The sequence below is a fragment of the Leifsonia soli genome, assembly GCF_013408745.1.
GTDB classification, from domain to species: Bacteria; Actinomycetota; Actinomycetes; order Actinomycetales; family Microbacteriaceae; genus Leifsonia; species Leifsonia soli.
Genome location: NZ_JACCBJ010000001.1, coordinates 1,507,339 through 1,530,662 on the forward strand (window position 1 = coordinate 1,507,339; position 23,324 = coordinate 1,530,662).

23 protein-coding genes are annotated in these 23,324 nt (G+C 71.9%); 7 read left to right on the top strand and 16 right to left on the bottom strand.

The annotated features are described in order from the left end of the window. Positions 1 to 26: 26 nt before the first annotated feature. The 3 genes from BJ963_RS07305 to dapA form a co-directional block, all read right to left on the bottom strand. Positions 27 to 518, bottom strand: coding sequence for a GNAT family N-acetyltransferase (locus BJ963_RS07305; RefSeq protein ID WP_179455594.1), 492 nt, complete (start codon positions 516 to 518; stop codon positions 27 to 29). Positions 519 to 585: 67 nt separating this feature from the next. After that, positions 586 to 2,262 carry a ribonuclease J gene (locus BJ963_RS07310; protein WP_179455596.1) on the bottom strand — a complete coding sequence of 559 codons (1,677 nt, stop codon included), beginning with the start codon at positions 2,260 to 2,262 and terminating at the stop codon, positions 586 to 588. 71 nt (positions 2,263 to 2,333) lie between these two features. Then, positions 2,334 to 3,311 (bottom strand): 4-hydroxy-tetrahydrodipicolinate synthase, encoded by a 978-nt coding sequence (gene dapA, locus BJ963_RS07315; protein WP_089909818.1) that lies wholly within the window; start codon positions 3,309 to 3,311, stop codon positions 2,334 to 2,336. Between the two features lie 79 nt (positions 3,312 to 3,390). On the opposite strand from dapA, the gene BJ963_RS07320 reads away from it, so the two are divergent. From BJ963_RS07320 to BJ963_RS07335, 4 genes are all read left to right on the top strand, one after another. After that, entirely contained in the window at positions 3,391 to 3,831 is a 441-nt protein-coding gene (locus BJ963_RS07320; protein WP_089916654.1) for a TlpA family protein disulfide reductase, read from the top strand. After that, entirely contained in the window at positions 3,818 to 4,342 is a 525-nt protein-coding gene (locus BJ963_RS07325; RefSeq protein WP_218857036.1) for a DUF4395 domain-containing protein, read from the top strand. The genes BJ963_RS07320 and BJ963_RS07325 overlap by 14 nt, the downstream gene beginning before the upstream one ends. Positions 4,343 to 4,492: 150 nt before the next feature. Then, positions 4,493 to 4,918, top strand: a complete 426-nt coding sequence (locus tag BJ963_RS07330) for an OsmC family peroxiredoxin (RefSeq protein ID WP_089909815.1) — start codon at positions 4,493 to 4,495, stop codon at positions 4,916 to 4,918. A 17-nt stretch (positions 4,919 to 4,935) separates the two neighbouring features. Next, positions 4,936 to 5,832, top strand: a complete 897-nt coding sequence (locus BJ963_RS07335; protein WP_179455598.1) for a TIGR01777 family oxidoreductase — start codon at positions 4,936 to 4,938, stop codon at positions 5,830 to 5,832. 67 nt (positions 5,833 to 5,899) lie between these two features. Here the strand turns inward: BJ963_RS07335 and BJ963_RS07340 are convergent, their stop codons facing one another. Next, positions 5,900 to 6,367 carry a tetratricopeptide repeat protein gene (locus BJ963_RS07340; RefSeq protein ID WP_179455600.1) on the bottom strand — a complete coding sequence of 156 codons (468 nt, stop codon included), beginning with the start codon at positions 6,365 to 6,367 and terminating at the stop codon, positions 5,900 to 5,902. 31 nt (positions 6,368 to 6,398) lie between these two features. Beyond that, on the bottom strand, positions 6,399 to 7,205 hold the full coding sequence (gene dapB / locus BJ963_RS07345; protein ID WP_089909810.1) for a 4-hydroxy-tetrahydrodipicolinate reductase: 807 nt from the start codon (positions 7,203 to 7,205) through the stop codon (positions 6,399 to 6,401). 38 nt (positions 7,206 to 7,243) lie between these two features. Between dapB and BJ963_RS07350 the strand changes: the two genes are divergently transcribed. Next, positions 7,244 to 7,738, top strand: a complete 495-nt coding sequence (locus tag BJ963_RS07350) for a GNAT family N-acetyltransferase (RefSeq protein WP_179455602.1) — start codon at positions 7,244 to 7,246, stop codon at positions 7,736 to 7,738. A gap of 84 nt (positions 7,739 to 7,822) precedes the next feature. On the opposite strand, the gene BJ963_RS07355 is transcribed toward BJ963_RS07350, so the two are convergent. Further along, a complete protein-coding gene (locus BJ963_RS07355; protein WP_089909805.1) occupies positions 7,823 to 8,425 on the bottom strand; it encodes a histidine phosphatase family protein in 603 nt (200 codons plus the stop codon). 40 nt (positions 8,426 to 8,465) lie between these two features. Further along, a complete protein-coding gene (locus BJ963_RS07360; RefSeq protein WP_179455604.1) occupies positions 8,466 to 9,824 on the bottom strand; it encodes a M16 family metallopeptidase in 1,359 nt (452 codons plus the stop codon). 181 nt (positions 9,825 to 10,005) lie between these two features. On the opposite strand from BJ963_RS07360, the gene BJ963_RS07365 reads away from it, so the two are divergent. Continuing rightward, complete coding sequence (locus tag BJ963_RS07365; protein ID WP_089909799.1) at positions 10,006 to 10,590, top strand: TetR/AcrR family transcriptional regulator; 585 nt, start codon at positions 10,006 to 10,008, stop codon at positions 10,588 to 10,590. Between the two features lie 94 nt (positions 10,591 to 10,684). Here the strand turns inward: BJ963_RS07365 and BJ963_RS07370 are convergent, their stop codons facing one another. The 8 genes from BJ963_RS07370 to BJ963_RS07405 form a co-directional block, all read right to left on the bottom strand. Beyond that, a complete protein-coding gene (locus BJ963_RS07370; protein WP_179455606.1) occupies positions 10,685 to 11,749 on the bottom strand; it encodes an aldo/keto reductase in 1,065 nt (354 codons plus the stop codon). 179 nt (positions 11,750 to 11,928) lie between these two features. Then, positions 11,929 to 12,744 (bottom strand): aldolase/citrate lyase family protein, encoded by an 816-nt coding sequence (locus BJ963_RS07375; protein WP_179455608.1) that lies wholly within the window; start codon positions 12,742 to 12,744, stop codon positions 11,929 to 11,931. After that, positions 12,741 to 13,286, bottom strand: coding sequence for a MaoC family dehydratase (locus tag BJ963_RS07380; protein WP_179455610.1), 546 nt, complete (start codon positions 13,284 to 13,286; stop codon positions 12,741 to 12,743). Before BJ963_RS07380 ends, BJ963_RS07375 begins: the two co-directional genes overlap by 4 nt. Beyond that, positions 13,283 to 13,930 carry a CoA transferase subunit B gene (locus BJ963_RS07385; protein ID WP_179455612.1) on the bottom strand — a complete coding sequence of 216 codons (648 nt, stop codon included), beginning with the start codon at positions 13,928 to 13,930 and terminating at the stop codon, positions 13,283 to 13,285. The genes BJ963_RS07380 and BJ963_RS07385 overlap by 4 nt, the downstream gene beginning before the upstream one ends. After that, the gene (locus BJ963_RS07390) at positions 13,927 to 14,688 is read right to left on the bottom strand and encodes a CoA transferase subunit A (protein ID WP_179455614.1); all 762 of its coding nucleotides are present in this window, start codon (positions 14,686 to 14,688) and stop codon (positions 13,927 to 13,929) included. Before BJ963_RS07390 ends, BJ963_RS07385 begins: the two co-directional genes overlap by 4 nt. Before the next feature lie 105 nt (positions 14,689 to 14,793). After that, positions 14,794 to 16,035: an acyl-CoA dehydrogenase family protein gene (locus tag BJ963_RS07395; RefSeq protein ID WP_089909780.1), complete on the bottom strand. Its 1,242-nt coding sequence runs from the start codon at positions 16,033 to 16,035 to the stop codon at positions 14,794 to 14,796. 23 nt (positions 16,036 to 16,058) lie between these two features. After that, on the bottom strand, positions 16,059 to 18,215 hold the full coding sequence (locus BJ963_RS07400; protein WP_179455616.1) for an ATP-binding protein: 2,157 nt from the start codon (positions 18,213 to 18,215) through the stop codon (positions 16,059 to 16,061). Positions 18,216 to 18,219: 4 nt separating this feature from the next. Then, on the bottom strand, positions 18,220 to 19,827 hold the full coding sequence (locus BJ963_RS07405) for a carboxyl transferase domain-containing protein (protein ID WP_179455618.1): 1,608 nt from the start codon (positions 19,825 to 19,827) through the stop codon (positions 18,220 to 18,222). Positions 19,828 to 19,947: 120 nt separating this feature from the next. Here BJ963_RS07405 and BJ963_RS07410 point away from each other — a divergent pair, with 120 nt between their 5' ends. Then, positions 19,948 to 20,571: an SACE_7040 family transcriptional regulator gene (locus BJ963_RS07410; protein WP_179455620.1), complete on the top strand. Its 624-nt coding sequence runs from the start codon at positions 19,948 to 19,950 to the stop codon at positions 20,569 to 20,571. 80 nt (positions 20,572 to 20,651) lie between these two features. Here the strand turns inward: BJ963_RS07410 and BJ963_RS07415 are convergent, their stop codons facing one another. Further along, positions 20,652 to 23,261, bottom strand: coding sequence for a penicillin acylase family protein (locus BJ963_RS07415; protein WP_343037239.1), 2,610 nt, complete (start codon positions 23,259 to 23,261; stop codon positions 20,652 to 20,654). Positions 23,262 to 23,324 lie beyond the last annotated feature (63 nt).

A 23,324-nucleotide genomic window follows, 5' to 3' on the forward strand; every position in this document is an offset into this window, starting at 1 on the left:
GCCTGAGTTGTGGAAATCCGGCCGGGTCAGCGGACTGTGCGCACCATCGTGTCGGAGCCCTCCCCCGAGGCCACCGTCACGTAGCCCTCGCTGACGTACAGGCGCTGGGCGAAGTTGGAGCGCTGGACGCTGAGGCTGAGACGCGCGTGGCCGCGGGCTGCGGCCATGCGGGCCAGCTCGCGCAGCAGCGCCCGGCCGACCCCCTGCGCCCGCCAGTGCGGGTAGACGCCGAGGGTGAGCTCCGGAACGCCGGGCGCGACGAAGCCGTAGCCCGGATCGCTCGGCGAGAACAGCCGTGCCCACGTGGCGCCCACCGGAACACCGGCGGCATCCTCCGCCACGCAGCCGAAGTCGCCCGGCCGCTGCCAGCCGGCGATGTAGTGGCGGACGGACGGATCGTCGAGGACGGTCACCCGCGGTCTGGTGCGGACCGGATTCCAGTTCGCGGCCTCCACCAGCATGTCCGCGAGCACCCGCGCGTCGCCGGGGACGGCGGGTCGGATGCGGAACGCGTTCATGGACGAACGGTACCCGCCGCCGTGTTTCGGGCGGGTAACGATCCCGGCCACGCCGCTCCCGACCGGGTCAGGCCTCGATCACCAGGGGCACGATCATCGGACGGCGGCGGTAGCTGGTGTTGACCCAGCGGCCGACGGTCCGGCGCACCACCTGCGAGAGCGCGTGCGAGTCGCGGACGCCGTTGTGGGCGGCCTCCGCGAGCGCGGCGGCGATCTTCGGCTTGACGTCGTCGAACACCGCGTCGTCCTCGGCGAATCCGCGGGCGTGCACCTCCGGACCGGTCACGATGCGACCGGTGGCGGCCTCCACGACGACGATGATCGAGATGAAGCCCTCCTCCCCCAGGATGCGGCGGTCCTTCAGGTCGGCGTCGGTGATCTCGCCGACGCTGGAGCCGTCGACGTACACGAAGCCCAGGTCGAGCTGGCCGACGACGCGGGCGACGCCGTCGCGCAGGTCGACGACCGAGCCGTCCTCGGCCAGGATCGTGTTCTTCTCGGGAACGCCGGTGTCCATGGCGAGGCGCGCGTTCGCCACGAGGTGGCGGTACTCGCCGTGCACGGGCATGACGTTCTTCGGCTTCAGGATGTTGTAGCAGTAGAGCAGCTCGCCCGCGGCCGCGTGACCGGAGACGTGCACCTTCGCGTTGCCCTTGTGCACCACGTTGGCGCCGAGCTTGGTGAGCCCGTCGATGACGCGGTAGACCGCGTTCTCGTTGCCCGGGATCAGGCTCGACGCGAGGATCACGGTGTCGCCGGGGCCGACCTCGATCTGGTGGTCGAGGTTCGCCATCCGGGCGAGGACGGCCATCGGCTCGCCCTGCGAACCGGTCGACATGTGGACGATCTCGTCGTCGGGGAGGTCGGCGGCCTTCTTGTAGTCGATCAGCACACCCTCGGGCACCTTGAGGTAGCCGAGCTCCGCCGCGATGGTCATGTTGCGGACCATCGAACGCCCGAGCAGTGCGACGCGGCGGCCGTTCGCGGCGGCCGCGTCGAGCACCTGCTGCACGCGGTGGACGTGGCTGGAGAAGCTCGCCACGATCACGCGGCGGGGCGCGCGGGCGATGACGGCGTCGAGCACCGGTCCGATCGAGCGCTCCAGCGGAGTGAAGCCGGGGACGTCGGCGTTGGTGGAGTCGGCGAGGAACAGGTCGACCCCCTTCTCGCCGAGCCGCGCGAAGGCGCGGAGATCGGTGATGCGGTCGTCGAGCGGCAGCTGGTCCATCTTGAAGTCGCCGGTGTGGAGGACGACGCCGGCCGGCGTGGTGATCGCCACGGCGAGCGCATCCGGGATGGAGTGGTTGACCGCGACGAACTCGAGGGAGAACGGGCCGAGCTGCTCGACCTGCCCCTCCTTCACCGTGAGCGTGTACGGCTGGATGCGGTGCTCCTTGAGCTTCGCCTCCACCAGGGCGAGCGTGAGGCCCGAGCCGATCAGCGGGATGTCGCGCCGCAGCTTGAGCAGGTACGGCACGGCGCCGATGTGGTCCTCGTGACCGTGCGTGAGGACGACGCCGACGACGTCGTCCAACCGGTCGCGGACCGGCTGGAAGTCGGGGAGGATCAGGTCGACGCCCGGCTGGTCCTGCTCCGGGAAGAGGACGCCGCAGTCGACGATGAGGAGCTTGCCTTCGTATTCGAAGACGGTCATGTTGCGGCCGATCTCACCGAGACCGCCGGTCGGGATGATGCGGAGTGTTCCGGGTTCGAGCGCGGGAGGCTCGGCGACGAGGTTGGGCATGTGCCCTCCTATTTCTGTGTTCTTCGCGGGGCTTCGCGCGCCCGCCATGTGTTCGACCGCCTGTGCGGTCGTCAGCGTGTGGTCCCGGCGATCTTCGGGAGCGCACCGCCCGCGGCCGCATTGCGGTCGGGGCGGAAGTTCGAGAAGTCGACACCGGGGATGTCGTGGACGAGGTCGAGCTCGTCTTCGATCTGAGCGGCCTCCCACTCCTCGGGCCCGACGAGCGGGAGACGCACGCGGGGGCTCGAGATGCGGCCGAGGCCGTGGAGGATGTACTTGGCAGCAACGGTACCGGGCACGTGCGTCATCACGGCGCGCACGAGCGGCTCGAGCTTGCGGTGGGCTGCGGTGGCGGTCGCCAGGTCTCCGGCGTTCACCGCATCCACGATCTGGCGGTAGGGGGTCGGAGCGATGTTCGCCGTGACGCCGATGAGCCCGCTCGCCCCGATGGAGAGGTGCGGAAGCACGTTGGCGTCGTCGCCCGAGAAGTAGAGGAGGTCGGTCTGGTTGAGCACCCGGCTGACCTCGCTGAAGTCGCCCTTCGCGTCTTTGATCGCGAGCACGTTCGGGTGCTTGGCGATGCGGAGGATCGTCTCGTATTTGATGGGGACCCCGGTGCGGCCCGGGATGTCGTAGAGGATGACCGGCAGGTCGGTCGAGTCGGCGATCATCCGGAAGTGGGTGAGGATTCCGGCCTGCGTCGGCTTGTTGTAGTACGGCGTGACGACCATGACGCCGTCGGCCCCGGCCTTCTCGCTCTGCTGGTACAGCTGGATGGCGTGCGCGGTCTCGTTGGACCCGCCGCCGGTGATGATCTTGGCCCGGCCGGCGGCGACCGACTTGCCCACCTCGACCAGACGGAGCTTCTCCGCGTCGGTCAGCGTCGAGGTCTCCCCCGTCGTGCCGGTGACGACGATCCCGTCGGCACCCGCCTGGATCACGTCGTCGATGTGCTTCTCGACCGCCGCCCAGTCCACTTCGCCATCGGCGGTGAACGGGGTGACCAGGGCGACGAGGACCTGGCCGAACGGATTCTCGGAAGCAGCCATGCCACCAGGCTATCGGGTCGCCGTCACAGGAGGTCACATTCGGTGCGCTGTGGACGACGTCGGCGTAGCGTCCCGGGCTGTGAACGGATTCGCAGCTCTCGGCATCCTGCTCGGGCTCGTCGCCGTCGTCACGGCGGCCGGCCTCCTCTGGCGCGCGACGACCGGGCGCGCGCGGACGGTCGGCGGGCACGACGTCGTCGCCCCCTCCGAGGTCGGCGTCGACGCGTTCGGCGGCCGCGCCACCCTCCTGCAGTTCTCCACCGAGTTCTGCGCGCCCTGCCGCTCCACCGCGCGTGTGCTCGACGGCGTCGCGGCCGGCACCGACGGCGTGAGCCATACGGAGGTCGACCTGACGGACCGGCCCGAGCTCGCGACACGCTTCGGCATCCTCCAGACGCCGACCACCCTCGTCCTCGACGCCACGGGCGCCGTCCGCGCCAGGATCGGCGGCGCGGCACGCGCGGACGACGTCCGCCTCACCCTCCACCGCATCCTCGGGAGCGACCATGTCTCAGCCTGATCCGGCGGCGTCCGCCGCCACCGCCGCATCCCCCTCGACGGCGTCCGGTGCATCCGGCCGCCCCGGCATCGACCCGCGATCGCCGCGATTCGGCGCGGGGATCACGGCGGTGCTGCTCCTCGTCGACCTGTTCCTCTCGCTGATCGGGGCGACGACCGCGGCGGCGGTGCTGCTGCTCGTCATCGCGCTCCTCTTCGCCTGGGGCGCCGTCGCCGGCATCCGCCGCCACCCGTACGGACTGCTCTTCCGCGCCGTGATCCGTCCGCGCCTGGCGCCTCCCGCCGAGCTCGAGGACCCGGCGCCGCCCACCTTCGCGCAGGCCGTCGGGCTGCTCGTCACCGGGGTGGGCCTCGTCCTGTTCGTGGCCGGTGTGCCGCTCGCGCTGCCGATCGCCGCGGCGCTGGCGTTCGCCGCGGCCTTCCTGAACTCGGTGTTCGGATACTGCCTCGGCTGCCAGCTGTACCTCCTGCTGGTGCGCGCGCGACTCATCCGGCACTCCGCCGGGGCCTGATCGCCCGTCGAAGCGTGACCGCCCGTCGAGCCGCGACCCCCGCCGGCCCAGCCGGGAATCCGCCCAGCACCCGGTGACGGCGCCGGAACCCGTCAGTAGGGTGGAGAGGCCCGGCCGCGCTCGGCGGCAGAGGGTCACGAGGAGGTCTTCATGGCAGTCACCAGCGCATCCACCACCGTCTGGAACGGCGATCTCACGAGCGGCTCCGGAACGGTCACGCTCGACTCGTCGCACGCGGCAGAGCTCTCCGTCAACTGGAAGGCCCGCTCCGAGGGCGGCGCCGAGGTCACCACCCCGGAGGAGCTCCTGGGCGCAGCGCACGCCGCGTGCTTCTCGATGGCGTTCTCGAACGTGCTCGCGCAGTTCGGCAACGCGCCGGAGAGCATCCGCACGACGGCTGCGGTCACCTTCGATCCCGCACAGGGCATCACCGGCAGCCACCTGACCGTGACCGCCCAGGTCCCCGGCCTCTCCGAGGAGGACTTCCAGCGCCTCGCCGACGAGGCCAAGCGCACGTGCCCCGTGTCGCGGGCGCTGGTCGGCATCCCGATCACCCTCGACGCGTCGCTGGCCTGAGCCGCAGGCGGCCGCACATGCGCGTACTGCTCGCCGGCGCGTCCGGCATGATCGGCGGCGAGCTGCGTCGTCAGCTGGCCGAAGCCGGACACGAGACGCGGAGGCTGGTCCGGCGTGAGCCGGCCGGCTCGGACGAACTCCGCTGGGCGCCGGAGGAACGCTCCGTCGATCCCGGCGTGTTCGACTGGGCCGACGCGGTCGTGAACCTCTCCGGCAGCTCGCTGCAGCACCTGCCGTGGACGCGCGCGACCAAGCGGCGCATCCTGTCATCCCGGCTCCAGGCGACCGGGACGCTCGCCGAGGGGATGCGCCGGGCCGACAGCCCGCCCGCGGTGTTCGTCAGCGGGTCGGCGGTCGGCTACTACGGCGACCGCCCCGGCCAGCAGCTGACCGAGGCGGCGACGAAGGGACGTGGGTTCCTCGCCGACGTCGTCGACGCCTGGGAGGCCGCCGCCCGGCTCGCGCCGCCCGCCACGCGCGTCGCCCTCGCCCGGACCGGTGTGGTGATCGGGCGCGGCGGCGCCCTCACGCCGCTGCTCCCGCTCGCCAAGGCGGGACTCGCCGGTCCCCTCGGCGGCGGTCGCCAGCACTGGCCCTGGGTCAGCCTGCACGACGAGGCGGCGGCGCTCGTCCACCTGCTGACCTCGTCGCTCGAGGGGCCGGTGAACATCGCGGGGCCGACGCCCGCGACCGCCGGGGAGATCGTGCGCGCGCTCGCGCAGGCGGTGCGCCGGCCGTACCTCGTGCCGGTGCCGCGGTTCGCGATCGAGCTGGTCCTGCAGGATGCGGGCCGCGAGCTGCTGCTCGCCGACCAGCTGGTGGTGCCGCGCGCGCTGCTCGGCGACGGCTTCGTGTTCCGCGACCCGACGATCGAGGACGCGATGGACCGGCTCGTGGAGGTGCGAGCGGCCTGACGCGCGGCTGCCGCCGTGCTCCGCCGGCGCGCCCAGCGGTCGCGCCCAGAGGCCTGTCAGCGGGCCGTCAGCGGGCTGCGGGCCCGCCCGCTTTCGCCTGCGCCCGCTCCAGCCGGATCGCCTGCCGCAGCGCCTCGCGCGCGCGGCGGCGGTCCCCCGACGCGTCGTAGGCGAGCCCCAGCCGGAACCACGCCCGCCAGCTCTCCGGCTCCGCCTCGACCTCCGCGCGATAGCGCGGGAACTCCCGGTCCGCGGCATCGCGCAGCGGCCGGCCGCTTGCGCGCGTCGGCAGGTCCTCGACCGGGAGACCGCCCTCCGCATCCAGCTGCCGCACCAGGCGTTCCGTGCGCGCGCCGAACAGCAGCTCGCGGCCGATCGCCCATGCCGCGATGAACGGAAGCACGATCAGGGCGACGCCCATGGCGATGCCGACGGGCTCACCGGTCAGCACGAGCATGACCGCGCGCTGGGTGACGAGCACCAGGTAGACGAGCAGGAGGACCGCCATCAGGAGGGCGGCCAGGCGGTTTCTCATCCGGGGAGCCGGCCTCTCATCGCTTCGCCGGTCATCGGCCGGGGTCGGTGCCGTCGTCGCCCGCGTCGCGGACGGTCGGGCGCGGCGGCTCGCCGTTCGGCTCGGCGATCCCCAGGTCGACGAGCTTGTCGAGGCCGACCGTCACGCCCGTCGCGGTCGCCGCCGCGCGCAGCGCGAGCAGGATGCCCGCTTCGTACGCCTCCGGGCCGACCGTGTCGTGCCGGATGGTCAGCTGCTCCCCGGCGCCTCCGAAGATCACCTGCTGCTGGGCGACGACCCCGCGCATCCGGAGGCTGTGGATGGGCACACTGGCGACCTGCTGCCCGCGCGCCCGCTGATCGGAGTGCGGCGCCTCCACCGGGCCGATCGCGGCGCGTGCCGCGCCGATGAGCTCCGCGGTGCGCACCGCCGTGCCCGACGGCGAGTCGACCTTGCCCGCGCCGTGCGCCTCCACGATCTCGATGGAGTCGAAGAAGCGGGCGGCGACGGTGGCGAACGCCGTTCCCAGGGCGGAGCCGAGGGAGAAGTTGGGGATGACGACGGCGCCCTGCCCGTCGTGCTCGGCGACGCGTCGCTCCAGGTCGAGGATGCGGTCCGCCGACCAGCCGGACGTGCCGACGAGCACATTCAGACCGTGATCGACCGCGAAGGCGACGATCCGGCCGCTGACCTGCGGCACCGTCATGTCGACGAGCACGTCGGCGCCGAGCATGTCCTCCAGGGGCGAGCGGGAGTCGAGCCGCGCTACGAGCTCCAGGTCGTCGGCCTGCTCGATGAGACGGACCGCCACGCTTCCCAGTTTTCCGGTCGCTCCGGCGACGGCCACGCGAATGCTCACCCGATCAGCCTACCCGCGGGGCGCGTTACGCTGGGCCGATGGTGTCTTTCGCAGACGTCGCCGTCACCGACGCGACCGCCCACCGGATGCTGTCCGACTACTTCGCCGAGCGCGCCGCGACCTTCCCGAGCGCCCAGGGCGCGTACCGCACGTCGTTCCCCGATCCCGGGCAGTTCGTCGCGCCGAACGGGGTCTTCCTGCTCGCCTACGACGACGGCGTCGAGGTGGGATGCGGCGGCATCCGCGAACTGCGCGTCCCGTCGGCGGAGGCACAGGACGATGCATCCGTCGTGCGGTACGAGATCAAGCATCTGTGGGTGACGCCGTCGGCCCGCGGCAACGGCTACGGCCGCGCCATCCTCGCCGAGCTCGAGCTGCGCGCCCGCGGCTTCGGTGCGACCGAGCTGGTGCTCGACACGAACGCGAGCCTGGAGGCGGCGGGCGGCCTGTACCGCTCGCACGGCTACGAGCCCATCCCGCCGTACAACGACAACCCCAACGCGACGGACTGGTTCCGCAAAGCCTTCGTCTGACGCCGACAGCTCCTGACTTTTTCGCGCGAATCGGCGCCCAGGGGGCGAAAAACTCAGGAGCTGCGGGCTCGGGGCGGGGCGGAGTCAGACGGGCTGGAGCTCGGGGAGGCCGGTGCGCAGTTCGACCGGCAGGTGGCCGAGGTCGTTGTGCACCACGAGGACGGGCGGCTTGGCCGAGCGCACGCGGATGATCGTCAGGCCGCAGTTCGCCTGGTTGAGCCCCAGCCAGCGCCAGGCCGGCGCGTCGAACACGTGCCGGACGAACCAGCCGATCACGAAGTTGTGCGTCACCAGCAGGTCGTGCCGGTCGCCCATCGCCGGGGTCAGGAACTCGTTGACGGCGTCGTCCATCTGCGCCCGGCCTGCCTCGATCTCCGCCTCCGTCACCGGGCCGAAGAACGACTCGAACGCCTTGGGCATGTCCGGCGTCGGACCCGACGGGATGCAGTCGAACAGCAGGCTCGACGGCTGCGGCTCGAGCGCGGGCATCCGCTCGGCCATGATCGCCGCCGTCTCCGCTGCGCGCACCAGCGGCGAGTGGTACATCGAGGTGAACGGGATGCCGCTCAGCCGCTCGGCGACGAGCTGCGCCTGACGCTTGCCCCGTGGCGAGAGCGGGCCGTCCGGCAGGCCGTGCTCGGCATCCTGCTGCTCGCCATGGCGCACGAGGTAGATGTAGTGGGGCACGAACGGGACCTTTCGGAGATGGATCGGGAGAACGGGCTGGTCAGGAGGCGAGGCCGGCGAACACGTCGTCGGTGACGCTCCCCACCGCGGCGACGGAGACCGGCCGGTCCGCCAGGTCGGCGGCGAGGGCGCGCACATCGTCGGCGGTGACGAGGTGGAGGCGCCGGAGGCTCTCATCGAGATCGGCGAACTCACCGAGCGTGATCTCGGCGCGGCCGAGACGGGACATGCGGGTGTCGGAGTCCTCGAGCGCGAGGGCCGCGCCGCCGGAGAGCTGGCCGACGGCACGGCGGAGCTCGTCGGCCGTGACGCCGCCGGATGCCAGCCGTTGCAGTTCGTCCAGCATCAGCTCGGTGACCTGGCGCGCCTTCGCCGGGGCGCATCCCGCATACAGGCCGAACACGCCGGCGTCGGAGTACGAGCCGGAGAACGAGTAGACGGAGTAGGCCAGGCCGCGGCGCTCGCGCACCTCCTGGAAGAGGCGGCTGGACATCCCGCCGCCGAGGATGGAGTTGAGGACGCTCATCGTCGTGCGGCGCTCGTCGGTGGCCAGGATGCCGGGCATGCCGACGAACACGTTGGCCTGCTCGATCGGGCGCTCGACCGTGACGATGGGGCTTCCACGGCGGATGTCGGCCGGGACGGCCGGGCGGCGGCCGACCGGCGTGGCGGCGAGCTCCGGGTCCCAGCCCGCTGCGGCGAGAGCGCGCTCGACGCCCGCGACCAGGAGGTCGTGATCGACGGCGCCCGCGGCCGTCACCACGAGGTCCTGCGGCCGGTAGTTGGCGCGGTAGTGCTCCCAGACGCCGTCGCGGCTCGCCGCACGGATGGTGTCCGGGCGGCCGCCGATGGGACGGCCGAGCGGATGGTCGCCCAGGACGGCCTGGAACATCCGCTCGCTGGCGACGTCGGCGGGGTCGTCCTCCGCCATGGAGAGCTCTTCGAGGATCACGCCGCGCTCGTTCTCGAACTCGGCCGGATCGAGCAGCGACGAGGTGAGCATGTCGCCGATGACCTCGACCGCCATGGCGAGGTCCCGATCCTGGACCTTCGCGTAGTAGCAGGTGTACTCCTTGGCGGTCATGGCGTTGTGCTCGCCGCCCACGGAGTCGAACGAGACCGCGATGTCGAGCGCGGTGCGCGTGCGCGTCCCCTTGAAGAGGAGGTGCTCGAGGAAGTGCGTCGAGCCGAGCGATCCGGGATGCCCGGGCTGGCCGTCGCTCTCGTCGCGCGAGCCGACGGCGACCCAGTAGCCGAGCGTGGCGCTGCGGGCGCCGGGCACCTGCTCGCTGAGGATGCGGACACCGCTCGGCAGAACCGTCCGCCGGACCAGCGCTTCGCCGGACGCCGCGAAGGTGAGGTCGGCCATACCGAGCGGGAGGTCGACTGCGCTGTTCATCCCCTCCACCCTACGCCAGAGCACCCGGGATGCCTGGGCTGAGAAAAAGAGGACAAACAGAATCGTCTGTCTACCGCTATACTGTGAAAGCCATCGTGTCCGGCGCCTCGCGGCGGACGCGATCGGCCTCTGACAGCAGCCCGGAGGCGCCCCGCCTCCCCCGAACAAGGAGTCGTGCCGGATGGTCGTAAGTGCCCGAGCGACCATCCGGCCGCCCGCGCCGTCGAAGGTCAAGATTCTCGCGACGGCGGATCAGCTCTTCTACCAGGAGGGCATCCACACCGTCGGCGTCGACCGCATCATCGCGGGCGCCCGCGTGACGAAGGCGACGTTCTACAAGCACTACCGGTCGAAGGACCTGCTGATCATCGCCTACGTGGAGGGCCGCGACCGCCAGGTGCGCGACTGGTTCGCCCAGCAGGAGGCCGCGCACGACGACCCGCGCGACATCGCTCGCGCCCTGGTCGACTCGATCAACGAGCAGGCCGTGAGCCCGGGCTTCCACGGCGACCCGTTCATCAACGCCGCCGCGCAGTTCGCCGATGAGACGGACCCCGTGCGCGTGGCCGTGACGGCCCACCGCGACTGGTACGCCGACCGCATCGAGGAGCTGTTCCGCCAGATCGGCCACCCGCGACCGGGCGACGCGGCGGACGACCTCATCCTCGCGCGCGACGGCGCCATGGCCGGCGGCTATGTGGGCGACGCGATCGCCGCGGGCGCCGCGCTGCACCGCGCGCTCGACCGCATCCTGGCCGAGGTCTGACCCGCGCCGACGCGTTCTATGGGGCGCAACACGCCGTGACGCACGTCGCGGAACGGTGTGTTGCGCCCCACAGGCGCGCGAGCGAGGACGCGGACTACTCGGAGACGCGGTCGAGGTCGAGCATCTGCGACCGCGTGAGGCGGATGCCCGCGGCGGCCATCAACGCGTCGACCTGGTCCGGGCGGCTGGCGCTGGCGACCGGCGCGGCGATCGTCCGCTTGGCGAGGAGCCAGGCGAGGGCGATGCTGGCGGGCGCGACGCGGTGCTCCGCGGCGATCCGGTCGAGCACCGCGAGCACGCGCTGACCGCGACGGTTCACATACGCGGAGGCGCGGACGCTGCGCGCGCCGGCCGTGAGGTCGCCCTTGCCGCGGTACTTGCCGGTGAGGAAGCCGTTGGCCAGCGCGTAGTACGGCATCACGGCGAGCCCCTGCGCCGCCGCGACGATCCGCGGCGCGCTCTCGAACTCGCTGCGGTGCATCAGGTTGTACTGGGTCTGGATGGCGACGAACTTCGGCAGGCCGGACGACGCCAGGATGCGCGCCTCGATCAGCCGGTCCGCAGTGAAGTTGGACGCGCCGAGGTAGCGCACCTTGCCGCTCTCGATCAGCCACTCGGCCGTCGCCAGGCTGTCCTCCAGCGGCGTCTCCGGGTCGTCCTCGTGGAAGTAGAGCAGGTCGATGTGGTCGGTCTGCAGCCGCTCGAGGGACGCCTCGACGGCGCGGATCATGCTGACGGATCCGAGGCCCGGGTTGTCGTGGTGCCGCCCGACCTTCGTCGCGACGACCATGCGGTCGCGGTTGCGGCGCTCGCGCATCCACGTGCCGATGAGCACCTCGCTGCGGCCGCCGACGTAGCTGTCGGCGGTGTCGATGAAGTCGCCGCCGAGCTCTGTGAAGCGGTCGAGGATGGCGAACGAGGTGTCGCCGTCGGCCGTCCAGCCGAAGACGCTCGCGCCGAGCGACAGCGGGTACACCGCGAGGTCGCTCTCGCCGATGCGGCGGGGCGCGATGATCGACAGCGGGCCGGTGCTCGCGATGGCCGGGTCGACGTCGATGACGCCGGTCGGCGGCTCAGCGGAACCTGCGCGCGGGTCGGCGGCGGCGCTGCTGCGCAGGCCGACGGTCTCGAGCAGGCGCAGGGGAAGCAGCTGTGGCATGTCTCCCCCTCCCCCGCGACCTCCAACCGCCGCGTATGTCCGTTCTCCGCGAATCGATGGCTCTCGAATCGATTCGAGAACGGTGGATTCCCGATTGAACACTTGCAGCGTACGACATGCCTCCGACGCGCGAAGGACGAAACGGGTGAACCGTGGAGGAAAGCCAGGTCACAGTTTCATCACGAACGCCGGAGCACCGCCCGGGCGTGTGCGAGCACCGGTCCGTCGACCATCCGGCCCTCGTGGCGGAACACTCCTCCGCCCGCGTTCTCGGCGGCCGCGAGCAGCTCCCGGGCGGCCGCGACCTCCGCAGGATCGGGCCGGTAGGCGGCGCGGATCGTCTCCACCTGACCGGGATGGATGCACGCGGTCGCAGCGAATCCGACGGCCACGGCATCCTCCGCCTCAGCAGCGAGCCCTGCGAGATCCGCGATGTCGAGGTGGACGGTGTCGACGGCGTGGACGGAGGAGGCGGCGGCCGCGAGCAGCACCGCCGACCGCGCGTGCACGGCCACATCGCGGTAGCGTCCGTCCGCGTGCCTGCTGGATGTGCCGCCCAACGACGCGACCAGGTCCTCCGCACCCCACATCAGGGCCATCACCTCGGGGACGGCGGCAAGCGACGGCGCCGCGAGCACGCCCGCGGCCGTCTCGCAGAGGGCGATGACGGCGTAGTCGCGGAGCCCGTCGAGATCGGCCGGGCGCTCGGCTTTCGGCAGCATCACCGCGCGATAGGGCGTCGCCGCGAGCGCGGACAGGTCGGCGTCGTGGTCGTCGGTCCCGGCCGGATTGACGCGCACGATGACGCGCTCCGGGTCCAGGTCCGACGCCGCCAGGGCCTCCCGGGCGGCCACCCGCCGGGCGGGGTCGACCGCATCCTCGAGGTCGAGGATCACCGCATCCGCCCGCTCCAGCGCCTTCGCGTACCGCTCCGGCCGGTCGGCGGGGCAGAACAGCAGCGCCGGCCCCCAGGGGAACGCCGGGGCCTCGCTCACAGAATCCCGTCCACATCCGACCCGGCAGCGTCCGCCCCGCCGGTGTCGGGGGCGCCCGGGTCGGTCGCGGCCGGAGAGACGTCCCGGCACCACACCATCACCTGGCGTGTCGCCGTCGCGACGACGACGCCGTCCTGGTTGCGTCCGGTGTGCTCGAGCGTGACGATCCCCTGGCCGGGGCGGGAGGCGGAGAGCCGCTTCGCCAGCACCACCGTCTCCGAGTAGAGCGTGTCGCCGTGGTGCAGCGGATGCGGGAAGGAGACCTCGCTGAACCCCAGGTTCGCGACGATCGTGCCCTGCGTCAGCTGGGTGACCGACGCGCCGACGATCGTCGCCAGCGTGAACATCGAGTTCACCAGCCGCTCCCCGAAGGGCTGCCGGGCCGACCACGCCGCATCCAGATGCAGTGCCTGGGTGTTCATGGTGAGGGTCGTGAAGAGGACGTTGTCCGCCTCCGTCACCGTGCGGCCCGGCCGGTGCAGGTACCGCGTATCCGGTTCGAACTCCTCGTAGTAGAGCCCGCGCTGCTCGATCTCCCTCATGCCGCCTCCTCCAGCTCGATGCGCAGCGGCGCGCCGGTCGCGGCGACCACCTCGTCGACCGTGACGCCGGGCGCCAGCTCGCGCAGCACCAGGCCGTCGTCGGTGACGTCGATGACCGCCAGATCGGTGATGATGCGGTCGACGCATCCCATGCCGGTCAGCGGGAGGCTGCACTCTGTCACGATCTTGGGACGGCCCTCCCGGTCGACGTGCTCCATCATCACGATGAGCCGCTTGGCGCCGAACACGAGGTCCATCGCCCCGCCCATGCCCTTCACCATCTTGCCGGGGATCATCCAGTTGGCGAGGTCGCCCCGCTCGGACACCTCCATGGCGCCGAGGACGGCAAGGTCGACGTGCCCGCCGCGCACCATCCCGAACGACAGCGACGAGTCGAAGAAGGCGGCGCCGCGATTCACGGTGACCGTCTCCTTCCCCGCATTGATGAGGTCGGGGTCGACGGCGTCGTCGGCGGGATAGGGGCCGACGCCGAGCACGCCGTTCTCCGAGTGCAGGATGACCTCGACGCCCTCCGGGATGTAATTGGGGATGAGCGTCGGCATCCCGATGCCGAGGTTGACGTACTGCCCGTTCTCCAGCTCGCGCGCCACCCGCGCGGCGAGCTCGGTGCGGCTGAGGCTCATCGTGCGCTCCCTTCGGCGACCGTCCGCCGTTCGATCCGCTTCTCCACGCCCGGCGCGTGCACGACCCGCTGCACGAAGATGCCGGGGCAGTGCACCGCGCCCGGGTCGAGCTCGCCCGGCTCCACCAGCTCCTCGACCTCGGCGATGGTGATGCGCCCGGCCATCGCGGCGAGCGGGTTGAAGTTCATCGCGGCCGCGTGGAAGACGAGGTTGCCGTGCCGGTCGCCCTTCGCGGCGTGCACGAGCGCGAAGTCGGGGCGCAGCGACCGCTCCAGCACGTACTCGGCGTCGTCGAACATCCGCACCTCCTTCGGCTCGCTCGCGACCGCGACCGAACCGTCCGCGGCGTAGCGGCGCGGGAGGCCGCCCGTCGCGATCTGGGTGCCGACGCCCGCCGGGGTGAAGAAGGCGGGGATGCCTGCGCCGCCCGCGCGCAGCTTCTCGGCGAGCGTCCCCTGCGGGGTGAGCTCCACCTCCAGCTCGCCGGAGAGGAACTGACGCGCGAACTCCTTGTTCTCGCCGACGTACGAGCTGACCATCTTGCGGATGCGGTGCTCGGCGAGCAGCAGACCGAGACCCCAGTCGTCGACGCCGCAGTTGTTGCTGACCACCTCGAGGTCGGTGGTCCCGGCATCGAGCATCGCCTGGATCAACGCGCTCGGGATGCCGCACAGGCCGAATCCGCCGACCGCGAGCATGCTGCCGTCCGGAATGTCGGCGACCGCCTCCGCGGCGCTTCCGACGGTCTTGTCGATCATGCGTCCTCCCCTTCGAGGGTCTCTCACCGCCGGCTCCTGAGTTTTTCCGGCGACACGCCGGGTGCAGCGAGGAAGAACTCAGGAGCTGGCGGCTGCGGGTTCAGGTTAGGCGGAGAAGCCCAGCGCGCGCGAGATCACCATCAGCTGGACCTCGCTCGTGCCCTCGCCGATCTCCAGGATCTTCGAGTCGCGGTAGTGGCGCGCGACGGGGTTCTCGTTGAGGAATCCGTATCCGCCGAAGATCTGCGTGGCGTCGCGGGCGTTGTCCATGGCGGCCTCGCTGGAGACCAGCTTGGCGATGGACGCCTCCATCTTGAACGGCTTGCCGGCCATCAGCTTGTAGCAGGCGTCGTAGTAGGCGAGCCGGGCGGTGTGGACCCTGGCCTGCATCCGCGCGATCTTGAAGGCGATGTGCTGGTTGGAGCCGATGGGGCGGCCGAACACGTTCCGGCTCGCGGCGTAGCGGATCGCCTCCTCCAGGCAGCCCTGCGCCGCGCCGGTGCAGAGCGCGGCGAACGCCACCCGGCCCTCGTCGAGCGTCGCGACGAAGTTCGCGTATCCGCGACCGCGCTCCCCCAGCAGGTTAGCCTCGGGCACGTGCACGTCGGTGAGGGTCAGCGGGTGCGTGTCGGAGGTGTGCCAGCCGACCTTGTCGTACACGGGCTCCGCCACGAAGCCGGGCGTGCCGGTGGGGACGATGATCGCCGACAGCTCCTTCTTCACGGAGCCGTCCGCGCGCTTCTCCTCGCCCGTGACGGCCGTGATGGTGACCAGCCGCGTGATGTCGGAGCCGGAGTTGGTGATGAACTGCTTGGTGCCGTTGATCACCCACTCGCCGTCGCGCAGCTCGGCCGTCGTCTTGGTGCCGGACGCATCGGAACCCGCCTCGGCCTCGGTGAGCCCGAAGCCGGCGAGCGCCTCGCCGCGCGCGAGCATCGGCAGCCACTCCTGCTTCTGCTCCTCGGTGCCGCTGCGGAAGATCGGCATGGCCCCAAGGCCGACGCCGGCCTCGAGGGTGACGCCGATCGACTGGTCGACGCGTCCCAGCTGCTCCACCGCGAGGCAGAGGGAGAGGTAGTCCTTGCCCTGGCCGCCGTACTCGACCGGGAAGGGGAGGCCGAACAGGCCCATCCGGCCCATCTCGGCGATGATGTCGTACGGGAGGCTGCGCTTGGTGTCGTACTCGTAGGCCGCGGGCGCGACGACGGTGTCGGCGAAGTCGCGCACCTCGTCGCGGAGGCGGCGCTGCTCGTCGGTGAGCGCGAAGCCGGCGACATCGGTGTCGGCGGCCCCGGCGGCTCCGGCTCCGGCCGACGGGCCGGTGGGGCGGGTCATCTGCATGGTCATGCGGGTCCTGTCTCTCGTGGTGACTATCGCTGTGCGGCGGCCGGTCGTGTCGGCGCCGCGTCCGCCTGCTGGGGCGGAACGTCGGTGATGGCGCTGGGCTCGCCGGAATCGCCCGCGTCGTCCGCGTCCACGCGGGCGACGAGCTGGTCGAGCCGGACCAGGTCGCCGGTTGCGACGTGCACCGAGACGACGCCGTCGACCGGCGCCACCAGGCGGTGCTCCATCTTCATGGCCTCGACGACGACGACGGTGTCGCCCGCGGCGACGCGCGCGCCGGTCTCGACGGGGACGGCGACGACGGTCCCCGGCATCGGCGAACGGAGCTCGGGATGCGCGGCGAGCGTCCCGCGGTCGACGGCAGCCAGGCGTTCGGCCAGCCGCGTCGCGCGGTCGCGCAGCCGCAGCGGGCGCGAACGGCCATCGCGCGCCAGCCAGACGGTGTCGCCGTCGCGCGCGGTGTCGAAGCGGATGGTCTCTCCGTCGAGGTCGAGGAGCGCGACCGAGGGCCGCCCCGCGGCGTCCGGCTCGCTCAGGCGGAGGGAGGCGCGGCGCGGCGCGGCGTGCGCCGCCTCGTGGGCATCCTCGTGCGCCGCACCGGCGGAATCCCGCAGCACGTGCACGGTCGCGTCGTCGGCCGGTCCGCCGACGGACACCGTGACGCCGTCGACGTCGTATCGCGCGGGGCGCGCCCGGCCGGGGCGCCATCCCGTCGGCGCGCCCCACAGCGCCCCGACGCCGGCCGGCGGCTGCCGCCACCGGTCGCGGTGCGCGAGCAGCGCAGCGGCGATGAGCTCCGCCTCCGTCGCCGGCGCGGGCGTCTGCTCGGCGAAGCGGCGGTCGATCAGCGTGGTGTCCATCCGCCCGGCGCGGACGTCGTCGTCGGAGACGAGCCCGACCAGCCAGGCGAGGTTGGAGACGGCGCCCAGGATGCTGGTGCCGGCGAGCGCGCCGCGCAGCCGGGCGAGCGCCACGTCGCGGTCATCGCCCCAGGCGATGATCTTGGCGAGCATCGGGTCGTAGTCGGTGACGATCGGGATGCCCGCGACGATGCCGCTGTCGACCCGCACGCCGTCGCCCTCCGGCTCCCGCAGCGCCAGCACGTGCCCGGCGGCGGGGAGGAACCCGCGCTCCGGGTCCTCCGCGTACACCCGCGCCTCGACGGCGTGGCCGTGCAGCCGCACATCGGCCTGGGCGAACGACAGCGGCTCCCCCGCGGCGATCCGCACCTGCTGCTCGACGAGGTCCAGGCCCGTCACCAGCTCCGTCACGGGATGCTCGACCTGCAGGCGCGTGTTCATCTCCATGAAGAAGAACTCGTCCGGCGCATCGGCCGACACCAGGAACTCCACCGTCCCGGCTCCGACGTAGCCGACGCTCGCCGCGACCCGGCAGGCGGCCTCGCCGATGCGCGCGCGGGTCGCCGCGTCCAGCAGCGGCGACGGCGCCTCCTCCACCACCTTCTGGTGTCGGCGCTGCAGCGAGCACTCGCGCTCGCCCAGGTGCACGATCCCGCCGTGGCGGTCGGCGAGCACCTGCACCTCGATGTGCCGGGGGGATGCGACCAGCCGCTCCAGGAACAGCGTGTCGTCGCCGAACGCGGCGGCCGCGACGCGTCGGGCCGCCCGCAGCGCCTCCGGGAGCTCCGCCGCGGCGCGCACCGCCTGCATCCCCTTGCCCCCGCCGCCCGCCGACGGCTTCACCAGCACGGGATACCCGATGCGCTCGGCGGCCGCGATCAGCTCGTCGTCGCTCAGCCCGGGTTCTGCGATGCCGGGGATCGTCGGAACGTCGTGCTCGGCGACCGCGTGCTTCGCCGTGATCTTGTCGCCCATGACCTCGAGCGCGTGGACGCCGGGGCCGACGAAGACGATGCCGGCCGCCGCGCACGCCTCGGCGAGCGCGGGGTTCTCGGAGAGGAAGCCGTACCCGGGGTGGACGGCTTCGGCGCCCGTGCGGCGGGCGGCCTCCACGATCCGGTCGACGTCGAGGTAGCTCTCGCGCGCGGCGGCCGGCCCGATGCGGACGGCGACGTCGGCGAGCGCAACGTGCGGAGCGTCGCGGTCGGCGTCGCTGTAGACGGCGACCGAGCGGATGCCGAGGCGCTGCAGGGTGCGGATAACGCGGCAGGCGATCTCGCCGCGGTTGGCGACGAGGACGGTGCGGAAGGGGGTGGAGGTCACGCGATCACATCCGGAAGAGCCCGAAGGCGGTGTCGGGCAGCGGAGAGCGGGAGACGACGTCGAGCGCCAGGCCCAGTACGGTACGGGTCTCGGCCGGATCGATCACCCCGTCGTCCCAGAGCCGGGCGGTCGAGTAGTACGGGTTGCCCTGCTCTTCGTACTGAGCGGCGATCGGGGCACGGAACGCGGCCTCGTCGCCGGAGGACCACTCCTCGCCGCGCGCCTCCAGCTGGTCGCGCTTGACGGTGGCGAGCACACTGGCCGCCTGCTGGCCGCCCATCACCGAGATGCGGGCGGCGGGCCACATCCAGAGGAAGCGCGGCGAGTAGGCCCGCCCGCACATGGAGTAGTTGCCGGCCCCGAAGGATCCTCCGATCACGACAGTGAGCTTCGGAACGCGAGCGGTCGCGACCGCGGTGACCATCTTGGCGCCGTTCTTGGCGATCCCGCCCGCCTCGTAGTCGCGGCCGACCATGAAGCCGGAGATGTTCTGCAGGAAGAGCAGCGGGATGCCGCGCTGATCGCACAGCTCGATGAAGTGCGCGCCCTTGAGCGCCGACTCGCTGAACAGCACGCCGTTGTTCGCGACGATGCCGACGGGGTGCCCGTGGATGTGGGCGAAGCCCGTCACGAGCGTCGTGCCGTACTCGGGCTTGAACTCGTGGAAGCCGCTGCCGTCGACGATGCGGGCGATCACCTCGTGGACGTCGTAGGGCGCCTGCACGTCGACCGGGACGACGCCGTACAGCTCGGCCGGGTCCGCCGCGGGCTGGACCGTCTCCGCCACCGCCCAGGCGGGCGCGGCGGGCGGCGGGAGGGTCGCGACGATGTCGCGCACGATGGCGAGCGCGTGCTCGTCGTCCTCCGCGAGGTGGTCGACCACCCCCGAGGTGCGGGCGTGCAGGTCGCCGCCGCCGAGCTCCTCGGCGCTGACGATCTCGCCGATGGCCGCCTTCACGAGCGGAGGGCCGCCGAGGAAGATGGTGCCCTGGTTGCGGACGATCACCGTCTCGTCGCTCATCGCGGGCACGTACGCGCCGCCCGCGGTGCAGGAGCCGAGCACGGCCGCGATCTGCGGGATCTTCGCGGCCGAGAGCCGGGCCTGGTTGTAGAAGATGCGGCCGAAGTGGTCGCGATCCGGGAACACCTCGTCCTGCATCGGCAGGAACGCGCCGCCCGAGTCGACCAGGTAGATGCAGGGCAGCCGGTTCTCCAGCGCGACCTCCTGCGCCCGCAGGTGCTTCTTCACGGTCATCGGGTAGTAGGTGCCGCCCTTGACCGTCGCGTCGTTGCACACGACCATCACATGGCGTCCGGCCACCAGGCCGATCCCGGCGATGACGCCCGCCGCCGGGCTCTCGTCGTCGTACATCCCGGTCGCCGCCAGTGGCGCCAGCTCGAGGAACGGGCTGCCCTCGTCGAGGAGGGCGTCGATGCGGTCGCGCGGGAGCAGCTTCCCGCGGGCGACGTGGCGCTCGCGGGCGCGCTCCGGGCCTCCGGCGGCCGCGACGGCCAGCCGCCTCCGCAGATCGGCGACGAGCTCGCGCTGGGCGGCGTCGTTCTGCTCGAACCGGGCATCCGTCGCGGACGCCTCACTGGTCAGGGTCGGCATGCTGCTCCATATGTCGTCGTCGACATCCGGTTAGTGGTCACTAACTCGGTTTTTAGGTTAGTGTTCATTAACCGAAAAGTCCAGCGTCGCCGACCGGGCGGCCCGACCCCATCGAGGACGATGACCCAGCCGAGCCCCGCCGCTCCCCTCGAGCGGCCGACGCAGCGCAGCCAGGCCAAGGCCGACCGCCGCGCGGCGCTGCTCGACGCCGCGGCCACCCTGTTCGCCGAGCGCGGCTTCAACGGCGTGTCGATCGAAGACCTCGGAGCCGCCGTCGGCGTGAGCGGACCGGCGGTGTACCGGCACTTCTCGTCGAAGCAGGCCGTGCTCGGAGCGCTCCTGATCGGAGTCAGCGAGCGCCTGCTCGCCGGCGGTCAGGCGGTCGAGGAGGCCGCGACGGATGCCGCGACGGCGCTGCGCGCGCTGATCGGATTCCACATCGACTTCGCGCTCGGCGAGCCCGACACCATCCGCGTCCAGGACCGCGACCTCGACGCGCTCGACGACGACGCCCGCCGCCAGGTCCGCCGGCTCCAGCGCCGCTACGTCGAGGTGTGGATGGGCGTGCTCGGCGCCCTGCAGCCCGCTCTCGCCGACGACGAGCTGCGCGTGCGCGTGCAAGGCACCTTCGGCCTCCTCAACTCGACGCCGCACACCGCGCGCGTCGGCGCGCTGCACGTCGCCCCCGGGGTCGTGCGCCCTGTCCTGGAGCGCATGGCCTGGGCGGCTCTCACCTCCGCCTGAGCGGCATCCCCCGCCGCCATTCGTGACGAATGCGCGCCGTTCGGCACGAATGCGGCGCATTCGGCACGAATCGTCGCGCGTCAGCGCGCCGGGCGCAGCGTCAGGGTCTGGTCTGCGGCCTTCTTCACGGCGGCCGGGGTGAACGGCCAGGGGCGGGTCTTCCCCACCGCCCACAGGTCCGTCTGGTCCGTGTAGTGCGCGTCGAACGCGTGACCGGACGCTCCCGTGAGATTGATCCACGTGCTCTTGTCGAAGTCGGACAGGTCGACGACCATCCGCATCGACGGCACGCGCTGCACCGCGAACCCCTCCGTCGCATCCCAGCCGATCGCATCCACCACACTGCTGCCGCCGCCGACGTGCCACGGGCCGCGGTTGAGCAGCGCCTCGATCGGCGCGACACCCGACTCCCCCAGGCTCGCGTTCTTCAGCGTGAGCGTGTGGAGGCGGTCCCAGCGCCACGACGACACGTCGCCGCCGAGCAGTCGGCCGGTCTCCTTCCACGCCCGGCCGGCCGCGTAGGCCACCATGGCGTCGCGATCGGTGATGCCGAGGTCGGCCTCCGCCCACCACGACGACTCCGGCTGGCCGACGAGGGATCCGACGACGCTGAACCAGCGGTCGCCGCCGGTCGGCGCCGTCGCCGCCGGGATCTTGCGGGCGAACATGTCGTGCAGCAGCTCGCGCCAGAACACCGCGAAGTAGGCCGCCGCCGCGCTGTCGGCGTCGTCGCGATAGTCCCAGTCCGCCAGGAGGCGGGCCGCCTGCTGAACGTCGGCGGACGCATCCGGCTTCTCCGCCACCGCGCGGATCACCGGGACGAGGTTCGCCGCGTTGGCGTCGTAGGTGTCGGCCTGGATGGCCGACATGTCCTTCGCCGTCAGCTTCCTGCCATCGCCCATCAGGGCGCTCAGCCGCACCTCGATCTGGTTGGCGCGGTAGCCCTGATCCCAGTCGGCCGTGATCAGCTGAGGGAAGCCCGGCCCGACGGCGGCGTTGTTGGCCGTGACGATGTACCCGGACGGCGGGTCGAAGACCGACGGCAGCTGCCCGAACGGGATGCTGCCCGTCCAGCCGTACGCGCTGGTCCACCCGGGCTGCGGCGTCGTGCCGTCCCCGCCGGCGCGGGTCGGGATGAGACCGGGCGCCTGGTAGCCGATGTTGCCGTCCACGTCCGCATAGACGAGGTTCTGCGACGGCACCTGGAACTGCTCGGCCGCCGCCCGGAAGCTCGGCCAGTCGCGGGCCGTGTCGAAGGCGAAGATGGCGTTCGCCGTGGTCCCTGGAGTGAGCGCCGTCCACGCCAGCGACAGCTGGAACTGCTGGGCCGGAACGCCGAGCTTGCCCGCCTGGTCCTTCGCGATCACGGCGTACGCATCGCCGATGTCGGTGACGATCGGGCCGTGCCGCGTCGACCGGACGGTGATCGTGACGTCCTTCCCGCCGGCGACGCGGATGCGCTCCGTGCGCTTCTCCAGCGGCACCTGCTGGCCGTCGTACTCGTACGTGTCTCCGGTCACCTTCTCGACGAACAGGTCCGCGACATCCGGTCCGAGGTTGGTGAACCCCCACGAGATGCGGTCGTTGTGGCCGATGATGACGCCGGGGAAGCCCGAGAAGCTGAAGCCGGACACGTCGAACGGGCATGCCGGCCCGACGGTCGTGCAGTGCAGGCCCATCTGGTACCAGACCGACGGGAGCGCGGCGCCGAGGTGCGGGTCGTTGGCGAGCAGCGGCTTGCCGCTCGCGGTGTGCGCCCCGCCGACCACCCACGAGTTGGATCCGATGCCATCGCCGGCCGGACCCATCAGCTGCGGCAGCCGGTCGACGCTCGCCGCGACCTGCTCCAGCTGCGACGCGTACGCCGTCGGCGACAGCGCGGCATCCCCGGCCGCCGCGTCGCCGGACGCGGAGTCGGCGACAGCGCCGGGCCGGGCGTCGGGCGTCACGGTCCGCGGGTTCCCGCCGCCGAGATCGGTGATCGTGGGGTGGCCCGTGTAGGGGTAACCCGGATGGAGCTCCGCGACCTGCTCCGGCTTCAGCTTGGTCGCCAGCAGCGCGCGGTCGATCTCGTCCTCGAGGTTCGACCGGAGGTCCCACGCCATCGCCTTCAGCCAGGCGATGGAATCGGCGGGCGTCCACAGCTCCGGCTTGTACGACGGATTCTGCAGACCGAGGATGGCGTACTCCAGCGACAGCCCGGCGCCCGACCGCTGCTTCAGGTACGCGTTCACGCCGTCCGCGTAGTCCTGGTAGTACCGCAGCGAGGTCGGGTCGAGGAGCTTCACCTCCTGCTCGGCGACGCGGCGCCAGCCGAGCGTGCGGATGAACGTGTCGGTGGGCACCTGGCTCGCACCGAACATCTCCGACAGCCGGCCGGCCGTGACATGGCGGCGGAAGTCCATCTCCCAGAAGCGGTCCTGCGCGTGCACGTAGCCCTGCGCGCGGAACAGGTCGTCCGCGGTGGAGGCGGAGAGCTGCGGAACGCCCGCGTCATCCCGGTAGACCGTGACCGGCGTGGTGAGGCCGGGCACATCCACCGTCCCGGCGGTCTGCGGGAACGATCGCGTGATCGTCCACACGCCGACCCCGCCGGCGACGACCACGAGGACGAGCAGCGCGGCGAGGACGCCGCCGACCACCCGCAGGACACGATGATGCCGTCTCAGCCGGGGGGTGTCGTCGCCCACATCGCTCCTTCGTCGGCCGGTGCCGCGTCTCCGATGACGTCGAGTCGTGACCAGATGTCCGAA